14 protein-coding genes are annotated in these 15,418 nt (G+C 59.3%); 10 read left to right on the top strand and 4 right to left on the bottom strand.

Annotated features, from left to right (window positions below; all coding sequences use genetic code 11):
• The 9 genes from NKI41_RS17790 (at position 1) to NKI41_RS17750 (ending at position 9,591) form a co-directional block, all read left to right on the top strand.
• Complete coding sequence (locus NKI41_RS17790; protein ID WP_352594669.1) at positions 1–300, top strand: ferredoxin family protein; 300 nt, start codon at positions 1–3, stop codon at positions 298–300.
• A gap of 175 nt (positions 301–475) precedes the next feature.
• Entirely contained in the window at positions 476–2,239 is a 1,764-nt protein-coding gene (gene nifA, locus NKI41_RS17785; protein WP_502901216.1) for a nif-specific transcriptional activator NifA, read from the top strand.
• 238 nt (positions 2,240–2,477) lie between these two features.
• Positions 2,478–3,956: a nitrogenase cofactor biosynthesis protein NifB gene (nifB, locus tag NKI41_RS17780; protein WP_352684261.1), complete on the top strand. Its 1,479-nt coding sequence runs from the start codon at positions 2,478–2,480 to the stop codon at positions 3,954–3,956.
• Between the two features lie 31 nt (positions 3,957–3,987).
• Positions 3,988–4,182 (top strand): 4Fe-4S dicluster domain-containing protein, encoded by a 195-nt coding sequence (locus NKI41_RS17775; RefSeq protein ID WP_352457023.1) that lies wholly within the window; start codon positions 3,988–3,990, stop codon positions 4,180–4,182.
• A 99-nt stretch (positions 4,183–4,281) separates the two neighbouring features.
• Positions 4,282–4,602 (top strand): nitrogen fixation protein NifZ, encoded by a 321-nt coding sequence (locus tag NKI41_RS17770; RefSeq protein ID WP_352684259.1) that lies wholly within the window; start codon positions 4,282–4,284, stop codon positions 4,600–4,602.
• Positions 4,599–4,811: a putative nitrogen fixation protein NifT gene (gene nifT / locus NKI41_RS17765; RefSeq protein ID WP_352623411.1), complete on the top strand. Its 213-nt coding sequence runs from the start codon at positions 4,599–4,601 to the stop codon at positions 4,809–4,811. Before NKI41_RS17770 ends, nifT begins: the two co-directional genes overlap by 4 nt.
• 37 nt (positions 4,812–4,848) lie before the next feature.
• Positions 4,849–5,754, top strand: coding sequence for an SIR2 family NAD-dependent protein deacylase (locus tag NKI41_RS17760; protein WP_352684257.1), 906 nt, complete (start codon positions 4,849–4,851; stop codon positions 5,752–5,754).
• Between the two features lie 73 nt (positions 5,755–5,827).
• Positions 5,828–7,696 carry an ABC transporter ATP-binding protein gene (locus NKI41_RS17755; RefSeq protein WP_352594663.1) on the top strand — a complete coding sequence of 623 codons (1,869 nt, stop codon included), beginning with the start codon at positions 5,828–5,830 and terminating at the stop codon, positions 7,694–7,696.
• Positions 7,696–9,591, top strand: coding sequence for an ABC transporter ATP-binding protein (locus tag NKI41_RS17750; RefSeq protein ID WP_352594661.1), 1,896 nt, complete (start codon positions 7,696–7,698; stop codon positions 9,589–9,591). The genes NKI41_RS17755 and NKI41_RS17750 overlap by 1 nt, the downstream gene beginning before the upstream one ends.
• Before the next feature lie 603 nt (positions 9,592–10,194).
• Here NKI41_RS17750 and NKI41_RS17745 read toward each other — a convergent pair.
• From NKI41_RS17745 to NKI41_RS17730, 4 genes are all read right to left on the bottom strand, one after another.
• Positions 10,195–11,235 carry an LLM class flavin-dependent oxidoreductase gene (locus NKI41_RS17745; RefSeq protein WP_352594659.1) on the bottom strand — a complete coding sequence of 347 codons (1,041 nt, stop codon included), beginning with the start codon at positions 11,233–11,235 and terminating at the stop codon, positions 10,195–10,197.
• Positions 11,236–11,326: 91 nt separating this feature from the next.
• Positions 11,327–12,466 (bottom strand): histidinol-phosphate transaminase, encoded by a 1,140-nt coding sequence (gene hisC, locus NKI41_RS17740; protein ID WP_352684255.1) that lies wholly within the window; start codon positions 12,464–12,466, stop codon positions 11,327–11,329.
• A 235-nt stretch (positions 12,467–12,701) separates the two neighbouring features.
• Positions 12,702–14,474, bottom strand: a complete 1,773-nt coding sequence (nifA, locus tag NKI41_RS17735; RefSeq protein WP_352566037.1) for a nif-specific transcriptional activator NifA — start codon at positions 14,472–14,474, stop codon at positions 12,702–12,704.
• 253 nt (positions 14,475–14,727) lie between these two features.
• Complete coding sequence (locus tag NKI41_RS17730) at positions 14,728–15,069, bottom strand: hypothetical protein (protein ID WP_352684251.1); 342 nt, start codon at positions 15,067–15,069, stop codon at positions 14,728–14,730.
• Between the two features lie 132 nt (positions 15,070–15,201).
• Here NKI41_RS17730 and NKI41_RS17725 point away from each other — a divergent pair, with 132 nt between their 5' ends.
• Positions 15,202–15,411 carry a hypothetical protein gene (locus NKI41_RS17725; protein ID WP_352503017.1) on the top strand — a complete coding sequence of 70 codons (210 nt, stop codon included), beginning with the start codon at positions 15,202–15,204 and terminating at the stop codon, positions 15,409–15,411.
• Positions 15,412–15,418: the final 7 nt, after the last annotated feature.

Genomic DNA, 15,418 nt, shown 5'->3' with positions numbered 1-15,418 from the left:
ATGACGATCGCAGTGACGAAGTCACGTGTCGAGGACAAGCTTTACCAGAACCGCTACTTGGTGGATTCCGGCCGTCCGCATATCAAAGTGCGACCGCACGAGAGGCCAAGCGCGAACTTGCTCGCGCTGACCCACGTCTGCCCCGCGAAATGCTACGAGTTGAACGACAAAGGTCAAGTGGAGATCACCCCCGACGGCTGCATGGAGTGCGGCACCTGCCGGATTTTGTGCGAGGCCAGTGGCGAGATCGAGTGGAACTATCCACGCGGCGGCTTCGGAGTCCTCTTCAAATTCGGATGACCGAGGCACGCACCGTGTCAACAGGGTCAATCTTGGTACAGCTGAGGTCGCGACCAACGCCAAGTCTATCTTTGCTGGAATCGCCTCGCAACGAGAGAAGCTCGTGAATACTGTGCTTTCAAAATTCAGATACAAAAGGAGGAGCACTCTGGACGACAACCCCTGAGGTGTTTCCATGACCCACGGACCGCAAGATCGGGTCGACGAGGTAGGACCTCGGGAGACCGGCCCTGAACCGCCCATCAAAAGCATGCCCCAATCAGATATCGCGCTCAGGGGACTCTACGAGATATCGAAGGTGCTGACCGCCCCCAGCGAGCTGGAGATTACGCTCGCCAATGTCATGAACGTCCTGCCTTCGTTTCTGCAGATGCGTCACGGAGCAATCGTCGTCGTGGACGCTGAAGGAGAGCCGGAGATTGCCGCAACTGCCGGCAATACCCAAGCACCTCAAACAGGCACTCGCCGCGTCATACCACAGGCCGTAACAGATCAAATCGTCGCTACGGGGACACCGCTCTTCATACCGGACGTGCGCAAGTCCCAACTATTTCAGGCTGACCTTCAAACGTCTTCGAGCAGGGGAACGATCCCAATTGCCTTTATCGGTATCCCGCTAAAGGCTGATCATAAGATCCTTGGGACATTGTCGATCGACCGCGCCGGAGACGGCGCCACCGACTTTCGCGACGACGAGGACACATACTTCCTGACGATGGTCGCCAACCTTGTCGGCCGGACGATCCGTCTCCATCGCATCCTGAGTACAGATCGTCAGCGGTCTGTCCATGAGCAATGGAGACCGGAGAAATCGCCCAACGAGGGGAGGACCTACGACCCTGCCCGGCATGCGGATGTCAAAATCGACGGGATCATCGGGGAAAGCCCCGCACTCAAGCAGGTGCTCGAAACCGTCTCGGTCGTAGCAGGGACCAATTCCACCGTGCTACTGCGGGGTGAAAGCGGCACCGGCAAGGAATTCTTTGCCCAAGCCATCCATAAGCTCTCACGTCGGAGGAAGAAGTCTTTCGTCAAATTGAACTGCGCCGCACTGTCTGAAAGCGTTCTGGAGTCAGAACTGTTTGGGCATGAAAAGGGCGCTTTCACGGGTGCTATCTCCCAGCGCGCCGGTCGTTTTGAATTGGCAAATGAGGGAACGCTGCTACTTGATGAAATCGGCGAGATTTCGCCGGCCTTTCAAGCCAAGCTGTTGCGTGTCTTGCAGGAAGGCGAGTTGGAGCGAGTCGGCGGCACCAAAACGCTACAGGTCGACGTGCGCCTCATATGCGCCACCAACAAGGACCTCGAGACGGCCGTCATAAAAGGGGAGTTCAGGGCCGACCTTTATTACCGCATCAATGTGGTGCCAATTATCCTGCCTCCGCTCAGAGAGCGACCCGGCGATATTCCACGCCTTGCGAACGCCTTCCTCAATCGATTCAACAAGGAGAACGATCGCGCACTCGCCTTCGCGCCGTCGGCGCTTGACCTGATCTCGCAATGCTACTTCCCTGGTAACGTCCGCGAGCTGGAGAACTGCGTCCAAAGGACGGCCACACTTGCGCGTTCAAGGACGATCACGCCATCCGATTTCGCCTGTAAGAAGAGCCAGTGCCTTTCCTGGCTCCTCTGGAAGCGAGCCGACCGCTCGAATGGCGGCAATACCATCGACGATCTCGCACGGGTCAACGCAGTGCCGGTCGGATTGCGGCTGCCGGCCAGTCGCATCGGTGCCTCCGCAGGCAACGTATCTCCCCTTGCGGCCGGCGATCCAAACGATCCCGCTTGTCCCCCGCGTCTGACGGAACGCGACCGGCTGATCGACGCGATGGACAAAGCCGGTTGGGTTCAGGCCAGGGCGGCTCGTATCCTCGGCCTCACGCCGCGGCAAATCGGCTACGCCCTGCGCCGGCATGGTATCGAGGTGAAGAAATTCTAGACGTTGTGATGACGTCAAACGTAAGCCCGGAGTAGTCTCCCTCACACTCTGCGCGCCCAAGGCTGGTAGCCTTCGCGACCCGATTTGCTTGTCCACTGTCGGAAGCCCGACAAAGGTGTGTCGGAGCAATCCGTCGGAATCCGACACGAAAGCCAATTCGTGAACCAAAACCGCTCTTTGAGCTGGCATAGCTCTTGCGGTTTGAACTGCGACATTCACCCAGCAACGGAGCCGTTCGATGTCCGCACCGGCAATTTCGCTTGAGAGCCTCAGCACGACATTCGGTGACCAGTTGCTTGCCACCGTGAAAGCCGGTGGCTGCGCGTCTTCGTCCTGCGGCTCGTCGATAAAGCCGGACGACACGGATCCGGCTATCTGGGAGAAGATCAAGGATCACCCCTGCTTTTCAGAAGAGGCGCATCACTATTTCGCGCGCATGCACGTCGCGGTCGCGCCCGGCTGCAATATCCAGTGCAACTACTGCAATCGCAAATATGACTGCGCCAACGAAAGCCGGCCTGGGGTGGTCTCCGAAAAGCTGACACCCGACCAGGCGCTACGCAAGGTGGTCGCGGTCGCCAACGAGGTGCCGCAACTCTCCGTGCTCGGCATCGCCGGACCGGGCGATGCCTGTTACGACTGGAAGAAGACGAAGGCAACGTTCGAACGAGTTGCCAGGGAAATCCCAGACATCAAGTTTTGCATCTCCACGAATGGGCTCGCGCTGCCGGACCATGTCGATGAGCTTGCCGACATGAATGTCGATCACGTGACGATCACCATCAACATGGTCGACCCTGAGGTCGGTGCAAAGATCTATCCTTGGATCTTTTACGACCATCGCCGCTACGTCGGCATCGAAGCCGCCCGGATCCTGCACGAGCGGCAGATGTTGGGTCTGGCGATGCTGACCGCGCGCGGCATCCTCACCAAAATCAATTCAGTGATGATCCCCGGCGTGAACGATGAGCATCTGATCAAGGTGAATAGATGGGTCAAGGAGCGAGGCGCGTTCCTGCACAACCTCATGCCGCTGATTTCGGACCCGGCGCACGGCACGCAGTACGGACTGAGCGGGCAACGCGGCCCAAACGCAATGGAGCTGAAGGCTCTTCAGGATCGTGTCGAAGGCGGCGCCCAGTTGATGCGCCACTGCCGGCAGTGCCGGGCAGATGCCGTCGGCCTGCTCGGAGAGGATCGTGGCCAGGAATTCACAGTCGACCGGATTCCCGGCGAGGTCACCTACGATGCCAGCAATCGCAAGGCCTATCGGGAGCTGGTCGCGGAGGAGCGCCATGATCACGTGGCGGCTAGGAGAGAAGCGATCGGATTGGTCAAGGCAGCGAGCCCCGGCAAGTCCCTTCTCTTCGCGGTGGCGACCAAGGGCGGCGGCCGCGTCAATGAACATTTCGGCCATGCGAAGGAATTCCAGGTTTATCAAGCCTCGCCGAGAGGGATCAGTTTTGTCGGGCATCGGAAGGTGGAGCAGTATTGCCTCGGCGGCTGGGGCGGAGAAGCCGCCCTCGATGGCGTCATCGCAGCGCTTGAAGGCATAGATATCGTGCTGTGCGCCAAGATCGGAAATTGCCCGCAGGATCAGCTCGCGGACGCTGGAATCCGAGCCACCGACGCTTATGCCCATGACTATATCGAGACCGCAATCAGCGCGATTTACGCCGCCGCGTGTGGGACCCCCGCACTCGCGGCGACGGCCTGAGCTGTCTCATTCATTCGGACCAGGAGTTAAAATGGCTTTCAAGATCATCGCATCCCAATGCACCCAATGCGGCGCCTGCGAATTCGAATGTCCCTCCGGCGCGATCAAGTTCAAAGGCGAGAGCTACGTGATCGAGCCGCACAAGTGCACCGAGTGCGAGGGGGTCTTCGATGCGCAGCAATGTGCCTCGGTATGCCCGGTGCCGAAGACCTGCGTTCCTGCGTGACGGACATTGGGCTGCCGACATGGTCGGGGATGCCTTCGCAGGACGCCTGGAACGCCTTTGTTCACGATCTGCAGCCTCAAGAGAAATCAGGGAACGGACATGTCGCTCGGACGCGAAGAGGAGGTCGAAATCCGCAGGCCTCCACGATTCATGCCGGGAGAGCGGGTACGTGCCACTCGCCACATAAAGAATGACGGCACCTATCCTGGCAGGGAGATCGGCGAAAATCTCGTGCGGAAGGGCGACGAGGGATATGTGCGCGACATTGGCACCTTTCTCCAGCAGTTCTTCATCTATGCGGTCGAATGGATCGACCGTGGCACCGTCGTCGGCATGCGAGCGCGTGAACTGATGAGCCTCGACGAAGCCGAGGCGCCCTGCAGTGCTGAAAGCAATACCAATGAAGGGACGGCCAGATGAAAGTCATGATCCGCAGGACCGATGCTGGCTTGTCGGCGTATGTCCCGAAGAAGGACCTCGAAGAGCCGATCATCAAGTTCGAGAAGGAAGAGTTGTGGGGCGGAACTGTGACGCTCAGGAACGGGTGGCGGCTCCTCCTACCCGATCTTCCACGGGATACGCGTCTGCCGATCACCGTCGAGGCAAGGAAGATTTCCGAAGAGGACTGATGCTGCCCCTTGATAGGTGCGTCGCGAGGAAACGAGCATGAACACGATCCTGACATCGGGCCACCTCGTCATCGTGCGGGACAGTTTTGCCGAAAAGCTGCTTGACCTGGGGAAGGAAGCGCTCGCCGCCGATGAGGTGATCCCCTATCTCGGTCCGGGTCTTCTTGGGTTCAACTGTGCGGAACCGCCTGTGCCGCATACGCCGGAGCTCGTTGCCGCGGCACTCAATGCGCGGGCGCCAGCCCCTTCCAGGATCCGCACCAATATGTGGTCGGTTGCGCAGTTCATCGAACAGCGCCGGCATCGCCGGACACTTCAAGCTTGGATGACCGACATATTCGCAGCGCCGGTGGCGCCGACCCTCCTCCACGCCTGGCTCGCAAGGCTGCCGCTCTCCCTCATCGTCGACAGCTGGTACGACGGCGCGATGCGCACGGCTCTCGTAGAGACCGGCCGAACGGACGTCGTTGAGATACAAGGCGTCACGCGGGCGAACGAAATCGGTAACATTTGGACGAAAACCTACGATTTGTCCGGGAGGGAACTCGACCCCCGATCGGGGGCAAAGACGGTTCTCTATACACCTCACGGGAGTATTAGGCCGGCGCAAAACTTTCTCGTCGCAGATTCCGACTATGTCGAAGTCCTGACCGAAATCGATATCCAGACACCGATCCCAGACGTGGTGAAGGAACGGCGCATCACCCGCGGATTTTTCTTCGTTGGCTGCCGCTTCAACGATCAGATGCTGCGCACCTACGCCAGGCAGATCATGAAGCGCTCCCGAGGTCCACATTGCGCGGTAATGGACGCGGAAACGCTGACCAGAAACGAAGCGCGTTTCCTTGCGGCAAGCGGAATCACGGCGATCGACATGCCAGTAAGTGAAGCCGCGGCTCGGCTTATAGGAACGGGCACTGCTGCAGGTGGTGGACAGGATTAACAATGGCGGGCCCCTTTGATGATTGGTCCTTCGGCTTGCCTCGAAGGCGCAAAATGCAGTCGGGAATACACCCGTGAGCAGTGATGCTATCGGCAGCGCAACGAACGCTCTGAATTCGTTGACCCATGTGGAAGCGGCGCGCTGGGGCCGGGATTTGAGTACGCTGTTGCGCATCACGCGTATGAATTTGCGGCATCCCTGGCAGGTCGCCTTCGCTATGGGCTCGACGGTCCTGGCGGCAATCCTCCAGTTGCTCATTCCCCAGCTTCTCGGCCGGGCCGTCGACCTGACCCAGACAGCCATCGGGGGCGGTGTCGCGGGGACCGCGGCAGGACAAGCGCTCTGGATCCCGGCTCTCCTGCTGCTCGCCGTCAGCGCGCTACGCGGCCTTTTCACGATGGCGCAGAACTATTTTGCCGAAGCCGTCGGGCATCATGTCGCGTACGAACTGCGGCTCGCCTACTACGACAAGATCCAGCGTCTCAGCTTTTCCTTTCACGACCGGGTCCATTCAGGCGATCTGATCACCATCGGAATGCTCGATCTCCAAGGCGTGCGGATGTATTTTTCCACCGCGCTCGTTCGCGTGCTCCTGCTCAGCATGCTGATCGGGATCGGCGCCTACATGATGATCTCGACCGATCCCATGCTCGGCCTGATCGCGCTGAGCTTCGTGCCTTTTGTCGCCTGGCGCTCATCGGCCACACAGCTTAGGCTGCGCGCCACTTGGCTCGACCTGCATGAGCGGCTTTCGGTACTAAGCCGCGTGATGGAGGAAAATCTCGCAGGCATCCGCGTGGTCCGCGCTTTTGCGGCTCAAGCCTATGAGATGCTAAAGTTCGACGGCGCTTCCAAGAACGCGCTCGACCTCGCCCACGACCGAGTTGACATCTACGTGCCCAGCACGTCGGCGATGACCTTGTCCTTCTTTTTCGCAATGGGATTGGTGCTCTGGATCGGTGGCAGCAGGCTCGTCGCTGGCGAGATCAGCGTCGGAACGGTGGCGACCTTCCTGACCTTCATGACAATCCTGCAAATGCCAGTCCGCCAGATCGGCCTCATGGTCAATGCCTTTGCCCGCGCTTCTAGCTGCGGTTCGCGGCTTTTCGGTCTCCTCGACCAGGAGATCACAATCAGGGATGCTCTCGAGGCCAGACCGCTCGAGATAAGCGACGGCACTCTGCGCTTCCACAATGTCTCGTTTGCGTACCCCAGCGCCGAAAACTGCGCCATTCTGAAGAACCTCAGCTTTGAGGCCCGTAGAGGCGAGACGATCGCGATCGTCGGTCCGCCGGGTTCGGGCAAATCGACGATGGCTCATCTGGTCCCCCGCTTTTACGACGTGACCGGTGGCGCCATCACGCTGGACGGCCAGGACATACGTAATGTCACCCTCGCGACGCTTCGCAAGGCGGTCGCCGTCGTACAGCAGGATGCATTCCTATTCACCACCACGATCGAGAACAACATCGCTTATGGCGATCCCTGGGCGAAGAGACAGCGAATAGAACGCGCTGGCGAATTCGCCCAGCTCCACAACTACATCCTCGGGCTCCCAGCAGGCTACGAGACGGTCGTGGGCGAACGCGGCGTCTCTCTCTCTGGCGGCCAGCGCCAGCGTCTCACGATTGCTCGCACCATGATGCTGCGCCCCTCCGTCGTCGTTTTCGACGACTCAACGGCGGCGATCGATGCCGGCACCGAGCAGCGCATCCGCGCGGCGATGCGGCGCTTCGCCAAGGATCGGGTGACGATCATCATCGCGCACCGGCTGAGTGCGCTTATGCACGCCGATCAGATCCTTTTTGTCGATAACGGCGAAATCGTAGAACGCGGCACGCATCAAGAGCTTTTGGCGAAGCGGGGACGCTACAGGGCCCTTTACGATCTCCAGACGCGCCCGGGTGATGACATTATGACCCAGTATGGGGGCGCCCGCTGATGGCGCAGGGCCGCGCCGGCGAACTCGAAGCCGAACGTGACGACGGCAGACGCCCTCCGCGCGCCGTTGTCGGCTCGCACCGCATCGAGGAGGAGATGTTCGGCCGGGCTTTCGACAAGAGCATCCTCCGGCGCATCTGGACCTTCGTCCGTCCCTATCGGGCCAGGGTAGTCATCACGATTGCAGCAATGCTGATCTTCACCGGGACGCAGCTTCTCATCCCGTTGATCATCCGCTACGCGATCGACCAGGGCATGAACCCGGCAAGGACCGATCGCTCAGCCCAGCTTGCGGCCGTCGGCGCGTTCGTTTTGGCGATTTTGGTCAATTTCGCTGCCGGCTACATGCAGGAAACCGTGGTTGGGAAAGTGGCCGAAACTGTCCTGTTCGACATCCGCCGCGCCATGTTTGGCCATCTGCAGAAGGTGTCGCTCTCCTTCATGGACAAGACCGAGGTCGGACGCCTCATGTCGCGCCTGCAAGGCGACGTCAACTCCATACAGGAATTCCTCGAAACCTCGGTATATTCCGTAGGCGATGTTGCGCTTCTCTTCGGCATCGTTTTCGTAATGCTGTGGCTCGACTTCCGCCTCGGCCTCCTGACGCTCTCGGTTCTGCCGGTCCTGGTGATCGTCCGCATTGTCTGGCTGCCGCGTGCCCGCGCCGCCTTCATGGCTGCACACGAGACTAATTCCGTCGTCAACGGCGCGCTGGCCGAAGCCATTCACGGCGTGCGCACCGTCCAGTCCATGGACCGCCAGCAGGTGAATTTCATCCTTTTTGACGACAAGGCCCATGCCAACCTCAGGACCCACCTGATCGCTGCCAAATATGCACTGGTCATGGTGCCTATCGTCGATGGCCTCACCGGCCTCGCCATGGCCGCCGTTATTGTGGTCGGCGGCTCGATGGTCATGAATGGCCGCATAGATGTGGGCGTATTGGTTGCCTACCTATTTTACATCCAGCGCTTCTTTGACCCGATCCGCTCACTCACCCTGCAATATTCGGTCATGCAGCGCGCCATGGCCTCAGGCAAGCGCCTGACCGATGTGCTCGACGTCAAGATCGATGTTCAGGACAAACCCAATGCCGAGGTGCTTTCGCCCGAAATGGACGGCTCGGTCGAGTTCAGGGACGTCACCTTCGGCTACAATCCGAACCGTTCGGTGCTGAAAAATGTCTCCTTCCGGGTCAATCCCGGCGAGACGGTCGCACTGGTCGGGCCGAGCGGTTCCGGCAAATCGAGCGCGATGGCCCTGGTCCACCGCTTCTATGATGTTCAGCAGGGCCAAGTGCTGGTCGGCGGACATGATGTGCGCGATCTCACCCAGGAATCGCTCGGCCGCCAGGTCGCCATGGTGCTGCAGGAGCCATTCCTGTTCACCGGGACGGTCTTCGAGAACATTCGATACCACAAGACGGAAGCCACGCGCGACAAGGTGATCGAGGCCGCCAAGGCGGTCGGCGCCCACGACTTCATCATGAGCCTCGCCGACGGGTATGAGACCCAACTTGGCGAACGCGGCGACAACTTATCTCTCGGCCAGCGCCAGCTTATCAGTTTCGCCCGCGCCCTAGTCGCCGACGCCAAGATCCTCGTGCTCGACGAAGCTACCGCCAACATCGACAGCTACACGGAAATGCAGATTCAGAAGGCTCTGATAAAGCTGCTTGAAGGCCGCACTGGCCTCGTGATCGCCCACCGTCTTGCCACGACCCGGGGTGCCAACCGCATCATCGTGCTTCAGAATGGCCAAGTTGTTGCGACTGGCAACCACGATGAGCTAATAGGCATGGGCGGCCTGTATTCCAAACTCTACTATCTCAACTACGCCTCCTTCGACGACCTTCCCGAACACGATACGACCGTACAAGCCGGCTCCCAGACCTGACGTCTTGTCGGCCTTGTGGTACTGGCATTGACTTCGGGCGTGCCGGCGGACACTCAGGCCGCCGCAGACGAGGAATCAGGCAGCATTCATGGGAAGCACTCGCGCACATCGTGAAGACCGGCTGCGAAGATTTCCTCCAGCATCGTTATCCGACCGCGGTGCACCCCGCGACATCGGGCGAACTCGCTCCAGGTGGTGTCGCTCGGCGTAGCAAAGCCGCTCGCGAGCGCGCCCTCAACAGCGCCGTAGCGAGTGACGGCTTTGCTACCGCCGAGCCGCTGATGAAGCTGGATCTGGGCGGCGCACCGGCGCCGCCCCTGGCGAGAAGAACCTCTGCGGCGGGCTATGGGCAACGACTAGCGCGAGCGCGACGAGCAGACGCGCCCGCATCGTGACGCGCTCGGCTCCTTAGGATCGTGCAGGTTCACACGATGGCCCAGACGCCAGCCAACGCACAAACCTGGTAATCTGTGCCGCCGGCTCGTCGTCAGTTTGGCCTCCCTCCCGATTGCCCGCCCCCACCACGTGCACGCTCGAGCACGTGGATGTGAGGGAGCGCTGTTAGTACGATTTAACCTTCAGATCAGACCGCGAATTTCATGGTCAGCCAAGTCGAGCCATGATTTCGGATTGAATGGTCGTCGCGGTGTACAGGGAAGCATCTAGCGGCAGATTTCCAAATGCCAGTTGACAAAGAAGGTAGTTAGCACCTGCCTCTTCCAACTGACTGAGCAGGGCTTCTCGCACAGACGCTGCTGATCCTACCACGCACAATTCACGCTCTATTGCCGCATCGAAGGTCAGCGGCAGGTTTGGTGGAGTCGGGATGGCATTAAGGTCGTAAAGGAATTGGAAGCTCTTGAGCCATCGATCGTAAGCAGGTGCCGCGATCGAATACGCGTCTGTTTCAGAACGCCCAACCACGACCATGCGGAGCAATCCAATAAATGGCGCTTGATCGCCCGCGCCAGCGTTGTCCTCTCGATAGGCGCGGAACGCATCAGTAGTTTTGCGAACAGAAGAGGAAGGTCCTACACACGCGATATTTGCTCCATTCGCAGCGGCCCAGGCTGCGGACTCGGGTCGATTGGCGGCGACCCATGTCGGCGGATGTGGACGCTGATGAGGTCTTAGCGTCAAAGGAACGTCATTGAGCTCAAAATGGCGGCCTTGATAGCACAGCGTGCCAACCTTCATGGCATTAACAAGTATTTCAACAAGAATTTCGCTGGCTTCCGCATAGCGGCCCGGCACCGCGTCCGCACCAATCCCGAAGTAACCCAATTCGATCGGGAGAGCACCGCGCCCTATGCCCAGTTCGAGCCTGCCACCGCTCAACTGGTCCAGCATACAGATCTCTTCGAACGCACGCAGCGGATGATAAAGCGCAAGCAGCATCACCAAGGGTCCGAGACGCAGGCGCCGGGTGCGCTGGGCGACGCTCGATAAGAACAGATTCGGCGATGGACCTCTCCCATGGGGGGTACAGTGGTGCTCTGCGAGATGATAGGCATAGAACCCTAGCTGATCGCACGCCTCTGCTAATATCAGGCGATCTTCGTACTGCCGGGCGATATCGAGGCCGTCCTCGTCCAGATGATCGAAGATGCCGAAGGCTAGGTTTGAAGGAAAGACGTTTGTCACTCGATATTGTCCCCGATTTTGAAGAAAAATGTTGTCGTGCTTGGGTGACCAAGCAAGTCTAAAGATAGCAATGTGTGATATCGGATTAGCGTCAGCGTACCGAACGAGCAGAGCCTGACGCTCCCCTGCCCGTGGTGCTTGGTATGTTTGAGCTTCCAACTATATCGCGAGCGGCAGCAAGAAATGCATCCAATTGCTCTTTTGTGCCGATGCTGACGCGGATGCAATGTTCCAAACCATTGTCCGGAAAGTAGGCAACGAGTATCTTTTGCCTTTCCAAGGCTGCTTGCCACCATGAGCCGTCCTGTCCCGCTGGTACACGGGCTAGCAAGAAATTTGCGTGGGAGGGCGTTACGGAAAATCCAAGTTGCGACAGTGCGGCTGTCACTCGCTGTCGTTCATGTCTGATGTGCTTGTGGTTCTCTGCGTAGGCGCCGCGATGCGCAAGCACGCTGATACCAACCGCATGCCCAATCACGTTCATGTTGAAGACGTTCTGGATGTTGCGCAGCCTGCCAATAATCTCAGGGTGACCGAAACCGAAACCGACGCGAATGCCGGCGGCGGCATAGCTCTTCGAAAATGTTCTCAAGATCAGAAGGTTCGAATAACGGTTGATGAGGCGCAGCCCGTGATCGGGTGCAAAGTCGACGTAGGCCTCATCAAGGACGACCAGGCGATCCGATTGTGCCACGAGGCGTTCGATATTGCTTATCGAGAGGAATGTTCCGGTCGGATTGTTTGGATTGGCCACCAGAATGAACTTGGCGTCTTTTGCCGGACCGGAAAGCAATTGCTCCATTGGCAGCGAATGAGTTTGACATCCGATCTCGAGAAACTCAGCACCATGCAACATGGCAAGTTTGCGGTTGAACGAAAACCCTGGCGATATCATCGCCACCTTGTCGCCAGGGGCGAGGAAAGCTCTGTAGATGAGTCCGAGCAGTTCAGACGACCCGTTGCCTGCGATGACCTGATCCGTGGATACGCCATAGGTATTGGACGCTGCTTCCCTCAAGCTGATGTTATCGTCGTCCGGATACAGATACTGGCGCTGGAGGGCCGCCACTGCACTTTGCATTATGATTGGCGGCAACGGAAACGGGTTCTCATTCGTATTCAGCTTGACAAAACTTTTGTCCGGCGCTGGTCCGTTGGACGGCAGAGCATCTAACTGTCGCGTCCCTTGCGGAAGAGACGAAAGCACAGCTTGCAGTTTTGCATCGGACATATTTTATCTCCGTTTCAGTCGCACAGGGGCATCCGTATGAGCTCGCAACGAGAGCAACATGGCGGACGGATTGACGATGGCAGCGTCGCCTTTCACAAGATGGTCGCAACGCCGGCTGCCACGGGAATTCGGCCAGGCTGTCCTCGGTCGGATCGACTTGACGCGGACGCGGATCTGCATCCCTGCGCGGGCCAAGCCGCTAAGCGGTCTCAGCTAATCCGCCTGAGTCAAGCTTTCACAGACGCTTGACCTCGATGCCGTATTTCCTCAGCACGTAGCCAATCTGGCGCGGGGTCAGTCCAAGTAGGCGCGCCGCCTTTGCCTGCACCCAGCCACATCTTTCCATGGCAGCAATGACGCGCTCGGCGTCGGTGGTCCTCGCGCCCAATGAGTGGGTTGCTCCGGCAGGCGGGACTGTGGTGGCGGCCGAACGAGCGGCCGCATCCGGCGGCGTGGCCGGATTCACTGCCTCTGGGAGGATTGGCGCTGGTTGCAGCGCGGCCTTGCCCGATCTGCTCTTCCGCAGCGCCTCGGCAAAGCATTGGTCGTGGGAGCACGCAAAGTCGTTTCTCCCGATTGATCGTCCCTCCGCCAGGATCGCTGTCCGGTGCACGCAATTTTCAAGCTCGCGAATGTTGCCGGGAAATTCACATTTCATCAGTACTTCAATCGCACGCGCATCGAAGGTCAGCGTACGGCCGTTCTCATCGTTGAAATTCTTGAGAAACTCAGCTGCGAGGAGCGGAATATCGCTGCGCCTTTGGCGTAATGCCGGCACCAGCAAGGGAACCACGTTGATGCGATAATATAGGTCGGCGCGGAACTCATTCCTTGCAACCGCCTCTTCAAGGTTCCTGTTCGTGGCGGCAATCACGCGAACGTCGACCTTGATGGTCTGGTTGCTGCCGACGCGCTCAAACTCCTGCTCCTGCAGCACGCGCAGTAGCTTTGCCTGGAAGGAGGCCGAGATCTCGCCGATCTCATCCAGAAACAACGTCCCCTTGTCGGCGAGCTCAAAGCGACCCTTGCGGGAATTGAACGCGCTTGTGAAGGCACCCTTCTCATGACCGAACAATTCGGATTCCAGGACTGTCTCTGGCAGCGCTGCACAATTGAGTTTGATGAAGGGCCGCTTGGCGCGCGGCGACAACTCGTGAATTGCCTTGGCGACCAGCTCCTTCCCGGTACCGGATTCGCCTCGCAACAGAACCGTGGTCTTTGCCTTAGCTACCACTGCGATCTTCTCGAGCAGCGCGCTTAGCGCCGGACTATCGCCAATCATCCCCTTGACGTGAACCTTCTTGCGCTGCGGTGCAGGGTGCTTGACATCAGAGAATTGCGTTTGCAGCCGATCTTCCACCTCTGTCGGTCGTTCGCGGTCGCCCGCGGAGAAGCGGTGCAACTTGACTGTCTGTCCCACCATGTTGGCGATCATCGTGAGCAGCCGGACATCATAATCGAGCCGATACGTTGACCTGCTGTCCAAGGCGCGGTCGATAGTCAGCGTGCCTACGGCGTTCCCATCAACACGAATGGGAACGCCGATGAAGGACACGGTGTCGGAGGCCCCAAGCACCTCTATGTCAGCGGCAGTGAAGGCCGAATGCACCGCTATGTTCTCGGCGACGAGCGGCGTGTCCGTCGTCACAATCAGATCGATTGCCTTGCGCGGCAGGCGCATCCGGGAGCGCTCATCGCTGTTCTCGTCGCAGCCGGTGACTACGGTGATGTCCAGTACGCCCTCAGCGTCGAAGAGAGCGATGATGCCGTGCCGCATCTGCACAAACGAGGGCAGGAGATCGACGACCTTGGCCAACGTGACTTCGAGCCGGGCGGGGTCGGTGAGTACTTTCGATATTTCGAAGATGCCGGTAAGCGCGTGCTCGTGCGATGGCACAAAAGGGACCGCGGTGTTCATCTCGGACTTTGGGTAAGCCCTTTTCGCATCCGGAAGCGAAATGCGGCACTCGCTGGCATTTTGTTCTGATTTGGGAATGTTGTGGTGCATATGATCCTCGATCTCGCGCCATGAAATGCATGCCGGCGGCATGTGCGCCCGCGACGTCGCGGGCAAGCGCGAAAATGCTCTGACGTGAACTCGTGCCACCGCCGTGTGGTCGAGTGCAAAGCGGGTCGACCCCTGACGCATCGCTTGGCTCTCCCTCCACGAAGCTTGGCCACGTTCTCGGCTTGCACGGGGGCAACCACACGTTGATTTTCAAAAGACTGGAGCGAGGCGGGATAGTCAATCGAGCTTTCTTTCATTCGTGAAAGGAAACCTCGCGGCCTATGATAGAATTCATCAGTTCTAATTTTGTCGGCGATGTTGAACGACAGAAATACGGCGCCGGCGATGCGGTGCCCGAGCGGCTGACCGCGCCGAGTTGCCGGGCCGTGCCAGTCACCAGCGCCTGCGAACCAGGGGCGGGAGCGATAATCACTGCCGACGACACTGGTCGGTCGCGGCAACCGCCATTTCCTCGATATTGATGACGCAGATAAGGCGGCGGCGTCGCGTGTGAAGGCGCGAAGGTGGCGGTCGAGCGCGGCTTTCTCGGCGGTGCTCGGAACCGCATCGTCGCGGTCAGCACCAGCGGCGTCAATCCCTACGTCTCGACGTCGCTTTCAAGCTGTCGCTGCAGCGGCAGCGCGGCAAAGAACACGGCAATTCTCCGCTCTGGTGCCAGCGATGCGGCCCCTTCCCAAAGTCGGCAAACCGAGGAGCCCACCACGATGTGCAGCAAAACCGCAAGCCAGAGAGATCGACCGGCAATCTGCCGGAGAACATCAAGCGCGTGCTGGACGGCGGCCTTGTCATTCCCGTCTTGTGCCACCGCATTCATCCCATCATTGGCGAGCCCAACGTCAGTTCAGGTCATGCGGATCCATTTGGCATGGGTATTGCGGCGGCGTTGGTGCAGCGTTCGACCGGAGCGCCGCTATAGGGAGAAG

This window comes from Mesorhizobium sp. M0601, from assembly GCF_040320845.1.
Lineage (GTDB): Bacteria > Pseudomonadota > Alphaproteobacteria > Rhizobiales > Rhizobiaceae > Mesorhizobium.
This window is presented reverse-complemented; position numbering and strand designations above follow the sequence as displayed.

Bases quoted from the DNA above. Each gene is read 5' to 3' on its own strand.
- NKI41_RS17790 (WP_352594669.1), top strand. From the start codon at position 1: ATGACGATCGCAGTGACGAAGTCACGTGTCGAGGACAAGCTTTACCAG.
- nifA (WP_502901216.1), top strand. From the start codon at position 476: ATGACCCACGGACCGCAAGATCGGGTCGACGAGGTAGGACCTCGGGAG.
- nifB (WP_352684261.1), top strand. From the start codon at position 2,478: ATGTCCGCACCGGCAATTTCGCTTGAGAGCCTCAGCACGACATTCGGT.
- NKI41_RS17775 (WP_352457023.1), top strand. From the start codon at position 3,988: ATGGCTTTCAAGATCATCGCATCCCAATGCACCCAATGCGGCGCCTGC.
- NKI41_RS17770 (WP_352684259.1), top strand. From the start codon at position 4,282: ATGTCGCTCGGACGCGAAGAGGAGGTCGAAATCCGCAGGCCTCCACGA.
- nifT (WP_352623411.1), top strand. From the start codon at position 4,599: ATGAAAGTCATGATCCGCAGGACCGATGCTGGCTTGTCGGCGTATGTC.
- NKI41_RS17760 (WP_352684257.1), top strand. From the start codon at position 4,849: ATGAACACGATCCTGACATCGGGCCACCTCGTCATCGTGCGGGACAGT.
- NKI41_RS17750 (WP_352594661.1), top strand. From the start codon at position 7,696: ATGGCGCAGGGCCGCGCCGGCGAACTCGAAGCCGAACGTGACGACGGC.
- hisC (WP_352684255.1), bottom strand. From the start codon at position 12,466: ATGTCCGATGCAAAACTGCAAGCTGTGCTTTCGTCTCTTCCGCAAGGG.
- nifA (WP_352566037.1), bottom strand. From the start codon at position 14,474: ATGCACCACAACATTCCCAAATCAGAACAAAATGCCAGCGAGTGCCGC.